At 67.3% G+C, this 13,305-nt stretch carries 8 protein-coding genes, 3 pseudogenes and 1 riboswitch; of the genes and pseudogenes, 6 read left to right on the top strand and 5 right to left on the bottom strand.

Annotation, left to right across the window (positions count from 1 at the left end; translation table 11 throughout):
* Positions 1 to 202 precede the first annotated feature (202 nt).
* Entirely contained in the window at positions 203 to 2,341 is a 2,139-nt protein-coding gene (pnp, locus tag ACW17V_RS19325) for a polyribonucleotide nucleotidyltransferase (protein ID WP_492106649.1), read from the top strand.
* Between the two features lie 89 nt (positions 2,342 to 2,430).
* Here pnp and ACW17V_RS19320 read toward each other — a convergent pair whose 3' ends face one another.
* A complete protein-coding gene (locus ACW17V_RS19320; protein ID WP_492106648.1) occupies positions 2,431 to 2,856 on the bottom strand; it encodes a hypothetical protein in 426 nt (141 codons plus the stop codon).
* Between the two features lie 201 nt (positions 2,857 to 3,057).
* Here ACW17V_RS19320 and ACW17V_RS19315 point away from each other — a divergent pair.
* Positions 3,058 to 3,251: pseudogene (locus ACW17V_RS19315) on the top strand (hypothetical protein); the annotation flags it as partial.
* A gap of 27 nt (positions 3,252 to 3,278) precedes the next feature.
* On the opposite strand, the gene ACW17V_RS19310 reads toward ACW17V_RS19315, so the two are convergent.
* The 3 genes and pseudogenes from ACW17V_RS19310 to ACW17V_RS19300 all read right to left on the bottom strand — a co-directional run.
* On the bottom strand, positions 3,279 to 3,911 hold the full coding sequence (locus ACW17V_RS19310; RefSeq protein WP_492106647.1) for a LysE family translocator: 633 nt from the start codon (positions 3,909 to 3,911) through the stop codon (positions 3,279 to 3,281).
* Positions 3,912 to 3,933: 22 nt separating this feature from the next.
* Positions 3,934 to 4,015: riboswitch (ZMP/ZTP riboswitch) on the bottom strand.
* Positions 4,016 to 4,212: 197 nt separating this feature from the next.
* Positions 4,213 to 4,409 (bottom strand): annotated as a pseudogene (locus tag ACW17V_RS19305) (hypothetical protein); the annotation flags it as partial.
* Positions 4,410 to 4,508: 99 nt separating this feature from the next.
* A pseudogene (locus tag ACW17V_RS19300) lies at positions 4,509 to 4,600 on the bottom strand (hypothetical protein); the annotation flags it as partial.
* 164 nt (positions 4,601 to 4,764) lie between these two features.
* Here ACW17V_RS19300 and ACW17V_RS19295 point away from each other — a divergent pair.
* The 4 genes from ACW17V_RS19295 (at position 4,765) to ACW17V_RS19280 (ending at position 12,412) form a co-directional block, all read left to right on the top strand.
* Positions 4,765 to 7,131 carry a TonB-dependent receptor gene (locus ACW17V_RS19295; RefSeq protein WP_492106646.1) on the top strand — a complete coding sequence of 789 codons (2,367 nt, stop codon included), beginning with the start codon at positions 4,765 to 4,767 and terminating at the stop codon, positions 7,129 to 7,131.
* Between the two features lie 87 nt (positions 7,132 to 7,218).
* Positions 7,219 to 7,902 (top strand): Fe2+-dependent dioxygenase, encoded by a 684-nt coding sequence (locus ACW17V_RS19290; protein WP_492106645.1) that lies wholly within the window; start codon positions 7,219 to 7,221, stop codon positions 7,900 to 7,902.
* A gap of 103 nt (positions 7,903 to 8,005) precedes the next feature.
* A complete protein-coding gene (locus tag ACW17V_RS19285; RefSeq protein WP_492106644.1) occupies positions 8,006 to 10,690 on the top strand; it encodes a PAS domain S-box protein in 2,685 nt (894 codons plus the stop codon).
* Between the two features lie 69 nt (positions 10,691 to 10,759).
* Positions 10,760 to 12,412: an MFS transporter gene (locus ACW17V_RS19280; RefSeq protein WP_492106643.1), complete on the top strand. Its 1,653-nt coding sequence runs from the start codon at positions 10,760 to 10,762 to the stop codon at positions 12,410 to 12,412.
* Here the strand turns inward: ACW17V_RS19280 and ACW17V_RS19275 are convergent.
* Positions 12,409 to 13,305 (bottom strand): NAD(P)-dependent oxidoreductase, encoded by an 897-nt coding sequence (locus ACW17V_RS19275; protein ID WP_492106642.1) that lies wholly within the window; start codon positions 13,303 to 13,305, stop codon positions 12,409 to 12,411. The two genes, ACW17V_RS19280 and ACW17V_RS19275, sit on opposite strands and share 4 nt — an antisense overlap.

The following is a 13,305-nucleotide window of genomic DNA, read 5'->3' as shown; positions in this document are numbered from 1 at the left end:
CTTTTCTGGCCTACCGTTTCAAGACAGGCCGAAACGGAAGGTTGCTGCGGAACCGCCTCATGCGGCTCCGAACATGTAAGCCGGAGATCACGATCCCCGGACGCCTGTCGAACTGGATGAGGAATACTCGGGACCGCCATTCGGCCGCCCGCCCCTGTCCGTCCTGAAGGAAATGGGTCCTTCGGAACCGAAAGAAGCAAAAATGTTCGAAATCATGCGCAAGACGATCGAGTGGGGCGGCAAGACGCTGGTCCTCGAAACCGGTCGCATCGCCCGTCAGGCTGACGGCGCCGTTCTGGCCACCATGGGCGAAACCGTCGTCCTGGCCACCGCCGTGTTCGCCAAGAAAGCCAAGCCCGGCCAGGACTTCTTCCCCCTGACCGTCAACTACATCGAGAAGACCTACGCCGCGGGCAAGATCCCGGGCGGCTTCTTCAAGCGCGAAGGTCGTCCGTCGGAAAAGGAAACCCTGGTTTCCCGCCTGATCGACCGTCCGATCCGCCCCCTGTTCGTCAAGGGCTTCAAGAACGAAGTCCAGGTCGTCTGCACCGTGCTGCAGCATGACCTCGAGAACGATCCCGACATCGTCGCCATGGTCGCCGCCTCGGCCGCCCTGGTGATCTCCGGCGCCCCGTTCATGGGCCCCATCGGCGGCTGCCGCGTGGGCTACGTCAACGGCGAATACGTGCTGAACCCGACGCTCGACGAGCTGAAGGAAAGCAAGATGGACCTGGTCGTGGCCGGCACCGCCGACGCCGTGATGATGGTCGAATCCGAAATCCAGGAGCTCTCGGAAGAGATCGTTCTGGGCGGCGTCACCTTCGCCCACAAGTCGATCCAGCCGGTCATCGACGGCATCATCGAACTGGCCGAACACGCCGCCAAGGAACCCTTCGACTTCCAGCCGGAAGACACCGACGCCCTGAAGGCCGAAGTGAAGAAGGCCGTCGGCAAGGATCTGGCCGAAGCCTACACGATCCGCGCCAAGGGCGACCGCGTCGCCGCCCTGTCGGCCGCCAAGTCCAAGGCCGTCGACACCTTCGCCAAGAGCGACACCAACCCGGCCGGCATCGATCCGCTGAAGCTGATCTCGGTGTTCAAGGAACTGGAAGCCGACATCGTCCGTCGCTCCATCCTCGACACCGGCATCCGCATCGACGGCCGCACCGTCGACAAGGTCCGTCCGATCCTGGGTGAAGTCGGCATCCTGCCGCGCACCCACGGCTCGGCCCTGTTCACGCGCGGCGAAACCCAAGCCATCGTTGTGGCCACCCTGGGCACCGGCGACGACGAGCAGTTCATCGACGCCCTGGAAGGCACCTACAAGGAAGCCTTCCTGCTGCACTACAACTTCCCTCCCTTCTCGGTCGGTGAAACCGGTCGGATGGGCAGCCCCGGCCGCCGCGAAATCGGCCACGGCAAGCTGGCCTGGCGCGCCCTGCGCCCGATGCTGCCGGCCAAGGAAGACTTCCCCTACACCATCCGCCTGGTCTCCGAGATCACCGAGTCGAACGGCTCGTCCTCGATGGCCACGGTCTGCGGCGCCTCGCTGGCCATGATGGACGCGGGCGTTCCGCTGATCCGTCCGGTCTCGGGCATCGCCATGGGCCTGATCCTCGAAAAGGACGGCTTCGCCGTTCTGTCCGACATCCTGGGCGACGAAGATCACCTGGGCGACATGGACTTCAAGGTGGCCGGCACCAGCGAGGGTCTCACCTCGCTGCAGATGGACATCAAGATCGCCGGCATCACCGAAGAGATCATGAAGCAAGCGCTGGCCCAGGCTAAGGGCGGCCGCGAGCACATCCTCGGCGAGATGAACAAGGCGATGGATGCGCCTCGTGAAGAAGTCGGCGACTACGCGCCGAAGATCGAAACCATCACCATCCCGACCGACAAGATCCGGGAAGTGATCGGCACCGGCGGCAAGGTGATCCGCGAGATCGTCGCCACCACCGGCGCCAAGGTCGACATCAACGACGAAGGCACGGTCAAGGTTTCGGCCTCGGACGGCGCCAAGATCAAGGCCGCCATCGACTGGATCAAGTCGATCACGCAGGAAGCTGAAGTCGGCGCGATCTATGACGGCAAGGTCGTCAAGGTCGTCGATTTCGGCGCCTTCGTGAACTTCTTCGGCGCCAAGGACGGCCTCGTCCACGTCAGCCAGATCAGCAACGAACGCGTCGCCAAGCCGTCGGACGTGCTGAAGGAAGGCCAGATCGTCAAAGTGAAGCTTCTCGGCTTCGACGATCGTGGCAAGACCAAGCTGTCGATGAAGGTTGTCGACCAGGAAACTGGCGAAGACCTGTCCAAGAAGGAAGCGGCGGCCGAAGAGGCGTAAGCCTTTTCAGCCCGGTTTTTCCGGACGGAATGCAGCGGGCGGCTCCGAAAGGGGCCGCCCGTTTTGCGTTGGGGGGGCTGTTCCGGTCGTTAAGGGGCCAGCCAAAGGCAGGGTAGGCCGTAGTCATCAGGGCGCATCCTGAGTCGAAGCGGTCCGTCTTCGGCCTCAAACAGCAAGGCAGTGATCTCCCCAACGCCAGGTGCATCGATGGCTGGGCGGCGCAGTGTGATCATGGCTTCCGCCGCGCCTCCCAGCAGCTTGCAATGCCGGATTGGCTCTTGGGGGTAGAGTTGGGAAATTCGCGACCGCGCCTCAGCCTCGCTGTTGAAGACCCCGACAGCAGATAGAATTTCGCGCCTGTCCTCATGGGTATGGAGCTCAAAGCGAAAGCTTGCCCATCCCTGGCTAAGCTTCGCCGCCAACAGCGTGATGGGGGTGGCATCGCAAACGGGCACAAGCAGCTCGGTGGCCAGCAGCAAATCCTCAACCGTCAGATCGCTTGAGATATCGGTCATGCTGATGGTTCGTCTCCGACTTGGGTCGCCCGCCGACCTCCAGGGTCGGTGCGATCCTTACATCTCTTGGAGGCTGCAGCGTGCCGAGGCGTACAGGTCTGTCAAGGACGGCCCTGCGGGCCGCCGCTCCGCGGCGACGCGAGAGCGTCGTCCTTGAGAGACCTGTACGCCTCGGCGATCGTCTCGCCGTGAGATGTAAGGATGGCTGTGCCCGCGAGGGGCGGATGGGCTAATGCGGTCATCTCCCTCTCACATCCGTCATTCCCGCCCTTGTGGCGGGAACCCCTCTGTCCGCCGCAGGTGCGGGAGGGGCGAAGTGCGCGCGCACTTCGCTGGCGCTTCACGTGACAGCTGAACCAGGGGTTCCCGCCACAAGGGCGGGAATGACGGTGGGTGTAGTGACGGCGGTGGGCTAGGCGGCCCTACCGCCGCGCCTCGGTCGCCATCCGCACCGCCAGACCGCCCAGCACGCTGGCCATCAGCCAGCGCTGCACCAGCACCCAGACCGGCCGCCCGGCCAGGAAGGTCGCGATAGACCCCGCCGCCAGGCAGATCAGGCCGTTGATGGTCAGGCTGATGACGATCTGGCTGCCGCCCAGCACGAGGGACTGGCCCAGCACCGCGCCGCGATGCGGGTCGATGAACTGCGGCAGCAGCGACAGGTAGAGCATCGCCGCCTTGGGGTTCAGCAGGTTGGTCAGGAAACCCATGGCCATCAGCCGGGCGGGCGGATCCTTCGGCAGCTCGCGCACCTGGAACGGCGCGGCGCCGCCCGGGCGGATCGCCTGCCAGGCCAGCCAGCCCAGATACAGCGCCCCGCCGAACCGCAGCACGTCATAGGCGATGGGCGCGGCCATCAGCAGGGCGGTGATGCCCAGCGCCGCGCACAGCAGATAGACGACAAAGCCCGCCGCCGTGCCGGCCAGCGACACCAGCCCAGCCATGGGCCCCTGGCTGATCGCGCGGCTGACCAGATACAGCATGTTGGGCCCAGGCGTCAGGGCCATGCCCAGGCAGATGAGGCAGAAGGCGATCCAGGTGTGGGCGTGGGGCATGGGCGCGGCTCCATATCGACAGGTGGGGCGCCCAGGCGAACGGCTCTGCTGTGGTCCGCGCTTCCCGAGGGTGCTCCCTCTGATCGCCAGTCGCGCGGACGGGGGCAAGCTACACCGTGTTTCGTCCGGCGACCACGGGGATTGGGATCGCGCCGTCCCCGGATGGGGACGGGGATTTGAAACCTTCTCCCAGAGGGAGAAGGAGGGGCCCGCGCCGCAGGCGTGGGAGGATGAGGGGTTTGCGAAGCCCTTCCGGACAAGGCAGGATCCCAGGTGCGACAACGGTTGGCGGTGTAACCCCTCACCCTCCCACGCAAGCGTGGGTCCCTCCCTCTCCCTCTGGGAGAGGGTCGAAGGAATGGGGACCGGCATGGGCGTCCAGCAAACTTATCCGACGCGCTGAAACCTCCCGTATTCTGTACCCACCTCGTCGCAGGGAAAGGGCGCAAGGCCAGCGACCATTGCGGCGGCGGGGGGTGATCGAGCGGGGACAGGCGGGCGTAATGGCTCGCGGCCCGGCGTGAACGCTATTCACGCCGCCCGTCTGGGGCTGGGAGCGTAAGAGGCGTCACAATACCGCCCAAGCGCAGGCTCCTGTGAACCGGTCACGCGGAGCGGACGGCTTCGTCGAAACGGTATTTTTTCAAACTCATCCGGACGTGGTCCGGACGCTCCGCGACCCTTTCCATCCCTTCAGCGAGAGATCGCGTGAGGCTGCGACGCCGTGAGCCCCACACCTCCGTTATCTTGAGAATGATTATCATTGCGTCTCCGCAACGGCGCCGCTAAGAACGCCTCGCAATATCAGGAGGGGCGCGAGGGATCGTCGCCCCGCTGGGGACAGGATCGAACTATGCGTAACTCGAACATTCGCGGCATTGTTGGCCGTCAACGTCGCGCCCTGGGCGCGGCCGCCGTCGCCGGCGTCGCCGGCCTGACCCTGGGCGCGGGCCTGGCCCATGCCGCCGAGATGGGGGCCGCCGAGGTCGAGGCGCCGATGGCCACCGCCGCGACGCCCGCCAACAGCGCCGACGCCACCGAAGTGACCGGCGTCAAGGTCGACGGCAAGAGGGCCACCGACGTCCAGTCGGGCAAGTACACCGCGCCGCTGGTCGATACGCCGCGCTCGATCACGGTGATTTCCAGCAAGATCATCGAGCAGACCGCCGCCACCTCGCTGCAGGACATCCTGCGCACCTCGCCGGGCATCACCTTCGGCGCGGGCGAGGGTGGTCAGCCGCTGGCCGACCGTCCGTTCATCCGGGGCCAGGCCTCGGGCAACAACGTCTTCGTCGACGGCATCCGCGACGCCGGCGGCCAGACCCGCGAAGTCTTCAACCTGGAACAGGTGGAAGTCATCAAGGGTCCGGACTCGGTCTATAGCGGCCGCGGCTCGGGCGGCGGCAGCATCAATCTGGGCTCCAAGTCGCCCAAGCCGACCAGCTTCATGCGCGGTTCGGTCGCCGGCGGCACCGACGCCTATGTGCGGGGCACGGCCGACGCCAACTACGCCTTCGGCGAGACGGCGGCCTTCCGCCTGAACCTGATGTACACCCAGGGCGACACGCCGGGCCGCGACAGCGTCGACTTCAAGCGCTGGGGCGTGGCCCCGTCGCTGGCCTTCGGCATCGGAACCGACACCCAGGTCACGGCCAGCTACTACCACCTCGACACCGACCAGGACCCCGACTACGGCATCCCCCTGGCCTCCAAGCGCACCTGGGGCGTGGCGGGGACGGACAGCCGCGCGCGTCCCGCCGACGGCATCCTCGATGTGTCCCCCGACGCCTATTATGGCCTGTCGGCGCGCGACTTCATGAAGACCAAGGCCGATATCGCCACCCTGGTGGTCAACCACCAGATCAATGACGACTTCTCGGTTCGCCAGGCGGTCCGCTATTCGAAGACCATCAATGACTACATCGTCTCCAATCCGGGCGATGGCGGCGCGGCGCAGTTCGTGGCCGGCGAATGGTGGATGAAGCGCGGCACCAAGGCCCGCTACAACCCCGCCACCACGATCGCGGCGGTCACCGACTTCACCGGCAAGTTCAATGTCGGCTCGATCCAGAACGCCTTCAATGTCGGCGTCGAGCTGTCGCGCGAGGTCAATGAGAACGCCAGCTACGTGATCTACACCACGTCCGGATCGGCCTGCCCGACGGGCTTCACAAACAACGCGACCACGGCCGGCATCGGTGACTGCACGCGTCTGTACGCCCCCAATCCGGGCGACGCCTGGGCGGGCGTCATCACCCGCGCGCCTTCGGCCCGCACCGTGACCAAGACCGCCGCGCTCTATGCGTTCGACACCATCAGCCTGACCGACAAGCTGCTGGTCAATCTGGGCGCCCGCTATGACGACTATTCGACCAGCGGCCTGAACGTCGCGGCCACCAGCGCCAAAGGCGTCATCACCGGCGTCACCTATACCGGCGTGGCCAAGGCCAGCTGGGACTTCTTCAACTACCAGGTCGGCCTGGTCTACAAGCCGACCCCGTCCAGCAGCCTCTACACCTCCTATTCGACCTCCTCGACGCCTCCGGGCATCGCCGGCGGCGACCAGAGCACCTCGGGTTCGGTGGGCACGGGGAACCTCGCCACCACCCAGCTGAAGCCGGAGGAAACCACCAGCTACGAGCTGGGCGCCAAGTGGAACCTGTTCCAGGACACCCTGGCCCTGTCGGGCGCGGTGTTCCGCACCGAGCGGAAGAACGCCCAGATCCAGATTGAATCGGGCCTCTACGCTCAGGTCGGCGAGGCCCTGGTCCAGGGCGTCGAGCTGGGCTTCTCGGGCAATGTCACGCCCAAGTGGCAGGTGTTCGGCGGCTATACCTACATGGATAGCGAGCTGGTGCGCGGCGCCTACAACAACGTCAACCAGGGTGATCCGCTGGCCAACACGCCCGAGCACAGCTTCAGCCTGTTCTCGACCTATCGCGTGACCCGCGCCATCGCGCTGGGCGGCGGCGCCTACTACGTCTCCGACAGCTTCGGCGGCAACCAGGGCGGGGCCGGCGGCGGCGCCAACAAGGTCTATGCCCCGGCCTATACCCGCTATGACGCCTTCGCCTCGTGGGCGATGAACGACCGCATCGACCTGCAGCTCAATGTCCAGAACCTGACAGACGAGCGCTACATCCTGCGCACCAACGGCGTCCACCACGCCGATCCGGCGCCGGCCCGTCAGGCGATGCTGACCGTCAACGTCAAGTACTGAGACTCCCCTCTCGCTTGACGTTCCGCCCCGTCCGGCAGGCCTATGCCGGACGGGGCGCTTCCCTGTCCGGCCCACGGAACCCTCGCCATGATGCTGCAGATCCCCGAAGTCCTGACCAAGGCCCAGGTGGCCGAGTGCCGGGCGATCATGGACGCCGCGCCCTGGGCGGACGGCAACATGACCTCGGGCTTCCAGGCGGCCCTGGCCAAGCAGAACCAGCAGCTGCCCCAGACCGGCGAGGCGGCCAAGGCGGTGGGGGCCGTCATCGTGGCGGCGCTGGAGCGCAATCCGCTGTTCGTGTCGGCCGCCCTGCCGCGCACCATCCTGTCGCCGATGTTCAACCGCTATGGCCAGGGCATGGGGTTTGGCGACCACATCGACAACTCGGTGCGCCGCGATCCGGTCACCGGCCAGACCCTGCGCACCGACCTGTCGGCGACGCTGTTCCTGTCCGAACCCGACGACTATGACGGCGGCGAGCTGGTGGTCGACGACCTGTACGGCAGCCACTCGGTCAAGCTGGGCGCCGGCGACTTGATCCTCTATCCGGCCTCCAGCCTGCATCATGTGACGCCGGTGACGCGGGGAACCCGCACGGCCAGCTTTTTCTGGATCCAGAGCCTGGTGCGCGAGGACTCCCGCCGGGCGCTGCTGCTGGACATGGACGTCGCCATCCAGCGCCTGTCCCAGGCCGTGGGCGCGGCCGATCCGTCGATCCTGGCCCTGACCGGAACCTATCACAACCTGCTGCGGCAGTGGGCGGAGGTCTGAGATCGGCACTCAACGATCGCGCTCGACGAACATTGATGTGCGACGCCAACCATAAGTTTACCAATGGCCCCCCACGATCCGCCCGCGATCTTCCGGAGCCCCGATGTCTTCGTCCTCGTCTTCCGACGCGACCTTGCTCGCGCCCTCGCCCTTCGGCGAGGCGGAAGCCGCGCAGTGGTTTTTCGCCAACGCCAAGGACCTGTTCGCGGTCGTCACGCCGGACGGCCGCTTCGCCGTGGTCAATCCGGCCTGGACGACCCTGACCGGATGGTCGTGCGAGGAGCTGATCGGCCAGCCCTGCATCCGGTTCGTCCATGCCGAAAGCTTGGCCGAACTGATCGATACGGGCCGGCGCATCCGGGAAACCGGCTTTACGGTCAACCGCCTGCGGGTGATGTGCAAGGACGGCGATTCGGTCTGGCTGGAGGGGCGGTCCCATCTGGGGCCTGGCGGTGAACTGGTCGGGACGCTGCACGACGTCTCGCTGGAGGTCAGCGCCGACCGCACCCGCGAGATCCTGGCCGACGCGGCCGGCATCGGGCTGTGGAGCTATGAGCCGGTCAGCGAGCGTATCCAATGGTCGCCCGACGCCCTGACGGCCACCGGCCTGGCCTCGGAGGATCTGGACAGCGCCGACGCCTTTCTGGCGCGCCTCGACGCCGAGCAGCGCCAGTCGGTCTTCGACACCTTTCGAGCCGCTGTCCGCTCGGGCGAGCCGGGGGCGGTGGAGTTTCGGCTGCGCGGTCGCGACGACCAGTGGTTCACCCTGCGCACTACCTATCGCGCCGAGCCCCTGGACGGCGGCCTGTTCACGCTGAAGGGCATTTCACAGAACATCACCGACCTGGTCCGCAGCCGTGACGCGGCCCTGTGGGGCGAACGTCGGGCCCGGCAGCTGGTCGAGGAAGCGCCCTTCGCGGTGGCGGTCTACGACCTCGACCTGCGGCTGCGCCTGGTTAGTCCGCGTTTCCTCGACGTCTTCAAGTCGACCGAAGCCGAGGTGATCGGCAAGTCGCTGCAGGAACTGACCAACGGCGGGCGCCGCCGGTTTGTCTCGGCGGTGACCCGCGCCCTGTCCGGCGAGGTGGTCAGCCGCCGCGAAGATCGCCTTCACGACGCTGAGGGGCTGGAACATACCCTGCGCTGGGAGGCCCGCCCTTGGCGCGACGCGTCCGGCGAGATCGTCGGCGTCATCACCTATATGGACGACGTCACGGCCCTGGCCGACGCCCGGCGCGAGGCGCGGGTCAACGCCCGCCGGCTGCGCACGGCCCTGGGGGCGGCGCGGGCGGGGGTCTATGAGATCGACCATGTCAGCCAGTCGTTCTGGGGCTCGCCGGAGTTCCATCGCATCATTGGTCGCCGGATTGTCTATGAGGACGTCCAGAACGGCCTGTGGCCGATGGTCGATCCGATCGAACTGTCGAAGATCCAGGAGCGGGCGGCGGCCTGGCGAAGCGCCGGCTGCGCCGAGCCCCTGGAGGTCGACGTGCCCATCTTCAACGGTGCGGGCGAGCGGCGCTGGATGCGGCTCTTTCATGAGGTCCGTCGCGCGGCCGATGGCCAGGCCCGAAAGGCGTTCGGCCTGATCTTCGACATCGACGAGCGCAAACACGCGGAACTGGCCCTGGTCGCGGCCGAGCGCGAGGCCCAGGCGGCCAGCGAGGCCAAGGCCCAGTTCCTGGCCAATATGAGTCACGAGATCCGCACGCCGATGAACGGGGTGCTGGGCGTCATGCATCTGCTCAAGCGCCAGGACCTGCCGGGCGACGCCTCCGAACTGCTGGGCCAGGCCCTGGCCTGCGGCCAGATGCTGTCGACCCTGCTGGACGATGTGATCGACATCTCGCGGATCGAGGCCGGCCGGCTGGAGATTCATCACGAGGCGGTCGATCCCCGCGAACTGCTGAGCGGCGTGGGGCGGCTGATGGCGGGCCAGGCCGAGCACAAGGGCCTGACCCTCAAGATCGACGCGCCGGATCTGGGCTGGATCAGCACCGACCCCACCCGTCTGCGTCAGGCGCTGTTCAACCTGATTGGCAACGCCGTGAAGTTCACCCTGCGGGGCTCGGTCACGGTGCGGGCGCGGCGCGTCGACGCCGCAGTCGGGCCGCAGATCGCCTTCGACATCATCGACACTGGCGTGGGCGTTCCCACCGAGGTCCAGGCGCGCCTGTTCGAGCGCTTCGAGCAGGGCGACGCCAGCACCACCCGGCGCTTCGGCGGGTCTGGCCTTGGCCTGGCGATTACCCGTCGGCTGGCCCAGATGCTGGGCGGCGAGGTCGTCTTCCAGTCGCAGGCGGGCGTTGGATCGCGCTTCACCCTGACCATCGCCGCGCCGGCCGCCCTCGCGCCGTCGGCGACGCCGCAGGCCTGTCCCGACATCCTGGCGGGTCTGCGGATCCTGCTGGTCGAGGACAACCCCACCAACCAGCTGGTCGCCTCACGGATCCTGCAGCAGCTGGGGGCGGTGGTTCACACGGCCGATGATGGCCTGTCCGGTGTGGAAGCGACGCGCGACGGGGCCTTCGACCTGGTGCTGATGGATGTTCAGATGCCCGGGATCGACGGGCTGGAGGCGGCGCGCCGCATCCGCGCCCTGCCGGGCCCGGCGGGCCTGACGCCGATCATCGCCCTGACCGCCAATGTCATGGCTCACCAGCGCGCCACCTATCAGGCCGCCGGCATGAACGGGGTCGCCGCCAAGCCGATTTCGCCCACGGCCCTGGTCACGGAAATCCTGCGCCTGGCCGATGAAGGTCCGATTTCAGAGACCGCCGTCGCCTGAGTTTCCCCGACGAACGAACCGCGCTAAAGCTGCCCGCGAAGAGAGCGTGACGGCTCCAGGGGGAACAGAATGACCGACCAGACGAAGCAGGAAGACGGCGCCTCGATGCGGACCGTCGTGGCGGCCTCGTCGGCCGGAACCGCGTTCGAATGGTACGACTTCTTCATCTTCGGCAGCCTGGCCCAGGTCATTTCCAAGACCTTCTTCACCGGCTTGCCGGACGCCGCCGGCTATATCGCCGCCCTGGCCCTGTTCGGCGTCGGTTTCGCGTTCCGGCCGCTGGGCGCGCTGGTGTTCGGCAAGATCGGCGACCAGGCCGGCCGCAAGGGCGCCTTCCTGGCCACGGTGCTGCTGATGGGCGGCGCGACCTTCGCCATCGCCTTCCTGCCGACCTACCAGCAGGCGGGGATCATCTCGCCGATCCTGCTGATCATCCTGCGCTGCGTTCAGGGCTTCGCCCTGGGCGGGGAGTATGGCGGCGCCGCGATCTATGTCGCCGAGCACTCGCCGCCCAACAAGCGCGGCTGGTCGACCTCGTGGGTGCAGACCTCGGCGGCCTTCGGCCTGTTCGGCGCCCTGCTGGTGATCATGGCCACCCGCGCCGTCGTCGGGATCGAGGCGTTCGACGCCTGGGGCTGGCGGATCCCGTTCGCCGTCTCGATCGGCCTGCTGGGCGTCTCGGTCTGGATGCGCCTGAAGCTCACCGAAAGCCCCGCCTTCGCCAAGATGAAGGAAGAGGGCGAGGCCTCGAATGCGCCCTATGCCGAAGCCTTCGGCCAGTGGAAGAACATGAAGCTGGTCATCCTGGCCTTCCTGTCGATGATGTGCGCCCAGGGCGCCGTCTGGTACACCGCCTTCTTCTACAGCCAGACCTTCATGGAGAAGTTCCTGAAGGTCGATCCGGTCACCATCAACGCCCTGATGATGACGGCCACGGCGGTCAGCGCGGTGTTCTACGTCGTCTTTGGCTGGCTGTCGGACAAGGTGGGCCGCAAGCCGGTCATGCTGGCCGGCATGACCCTGGCCCTGGCCTTCTATTTCCCGGGCTTCCACCTGCTGGAGCGCGCCGCCAATCCCGCCCTCGCCGAGGCTTCGGCCCGGTCGCCGGTCTCGGTGGTCGCTGATCCGAAGGACTGCGCCCTGCAGTTTGATCCCGTCGGCAAGGCGGCGTTCGTTTCGTCGTGCGACATCGTCAAGAGCGCCCTGGCCAATGCCGGGGTCTCGTATGACAACCAGAAGGCTCCGGCCGGAACCCAGGCGGTGATGAAGGTCGGCGACGTCGTGGTCGCCTCGCCCAGCGCCCAGGGCCTGTCCAAGGCCGAGACCAAGGCGGTGAAGACCGCGACCGAAGCGAAGATCAAGGCGGCGCTGACCCAGGCCGGCTATCCGGCCAAGGCCGACCCGGCGCGAATGAACATGCCGGGCATGTTCGGCGTGCTGTTCGTCTTCGTGATCGCCGCGACCGCGCTGTTCGGGCCGCTGGCCGCCTGTCTGGTCGAGCTGTTCCCGACCCGGGTGCGCTACACCGCCCTGTCGCTGCCCTATCACATCGGCACGGGCTGGGTCGGCGGCTTCGTGCCGTTCTTCGCCTTCGCCATCGTTACGGCGGTCGGCAACATCTATGCGGGCCTTTGGTACCCGGTGTTCTTCACCCTGGTCAGCGTGCTGACGACCCTGTTCCTCCTGCCCGAGACCAAGGGTCGGCCGCTCGACGAAGTCTAGGACGCGGGCGCCGACAGCAGGACCTCGACCGCGACGCCGGCCGAGGTCAGGGCCTGGACCAGGGCCGGCTCGACTGGTCCGGTGATCAGCCGAACGACCTGGCGGCCTTCGGCTGCCAGCTGGATCAGGCGCTCGGCGCTGGCCTCGTGCGGCGCGATCCGCTCGACGTCGCGGCGGGCCATGGTCAGGATCTGCGGATCGACATCCTCGTCGAAGACCATGGCGTCGGAGGCCGCCAAAGCGCGCACGGCGCGCAGGGTCAGCAGGTCCGAGGGCCCCTTGCCGGCGATGAAGCGCACGCGGCCCTTGCGGGCTGAGCCCTTGGCCAGGGCTTCGCGGAACAGGCGCCCGGCGGTTTCCATGTCGCCCGACATCGCCGCCTGGGCGGCCTCGCCCGACGTGGCGTCGCGCAGGAAAGCGCGGCGTTCATGCATGGCGGGCAGGGTCTTGCGCACCTCTTCCTGAAACCGGCGGAGCAGGGCCGCGACGCGGCCGGCGCCTTCTGGCACCTGGGCTTCGATGCTGTTGCGCAGCATGGTGGCCAGCACGGGGGCCGAGCCGCCGGTGCCCACGGCCGCCACGACCTCGCCCCGGTCGATGACCGCCGGGGTGTTGAAGTCGCACAGGGCCGGCTTGTCGACCACATTGACCAGCACCCGCGCCGCGCGGGCGGCGGCGGCGGCGGCCTGGACGAAGACCTCGTCCTCGCTGGCGATGAAGGCCAGCACCGCGCCGGCATAGGAGCCGGGCAGGAAGGCGGCGTGGCCGTCGATGCGCACCAGCGTGGCCGGCGAGCCCTCGAACAGGCGCGCCTTGTTATCGGCGCCGTCGCCGGAGCCGGCGATCACCACCTTGCGGCCGGCGAGTGGGAAATAGGCGGGAAAGCTGTCCAA

The sequence above is a fragment of the Caulobacter sp. FV2ye17ST genome (genome assembly GCF_058680955.1).
Note: the sequence above shows the minus strand (reverse complement) of the source record. Positions and strands in the feature narration are given on the sequence as shown.

Excerpts from the sequence above, each read along its gene's own strand:
- ACW17V_RS19320 (WP_492106648.1), bottom strand. The coding sequence starts at position 2,856 with ATGACCGATATCTCAAGCGATCTGACGGTTGAGGATTTGCTGCTGGCC.
- ACW17V_RS19295 (WP_492106646.1), top strand. The coding sequence starts at position 4,765 with ATGCGTAACTCGAACATTCGCGGCATTGTTGGCCGTCAACGTCGCGCC.
- ACW17V_RS19280 (WP_492106643.1), top strand. The coding sequence starts at position 10,760 with ATGACCGACCAGACGAAGCAGGAAGACGGCGCCTCGATGCGGACCGTC.
- ACW17V_RS19290 (WP_492106645.1), top strand. The coding sequence starts at position 7,219 with ATGATGCTGCAGATCCCCGAAGTCCTGACCAAGGCCCAGGTGGCCGAG.
- pnp (WP_492106649.1), top strand. The coding sequence starts at position 203 with ATGTTCGAAATCATGCGCAAGACGATCGAGTGGGGCGGCAAGACGCTG.
- ACW17V_RS19285 (WP_492106644.1), top strand. The coding sequence starts at position 8,006 with ATGTCTTCGTCCTCGTCTTCCGACGCGACCTTGCTCGCGCCCTCGCCC.
- ACW17V_RS19310 (WP_492106647.1), bottom strand. The coding sequence starts at position 3,911 with ATGCCCCACGCCCACACCTGGATCGCCTTCTGCCTCATCTGCCTGGGC.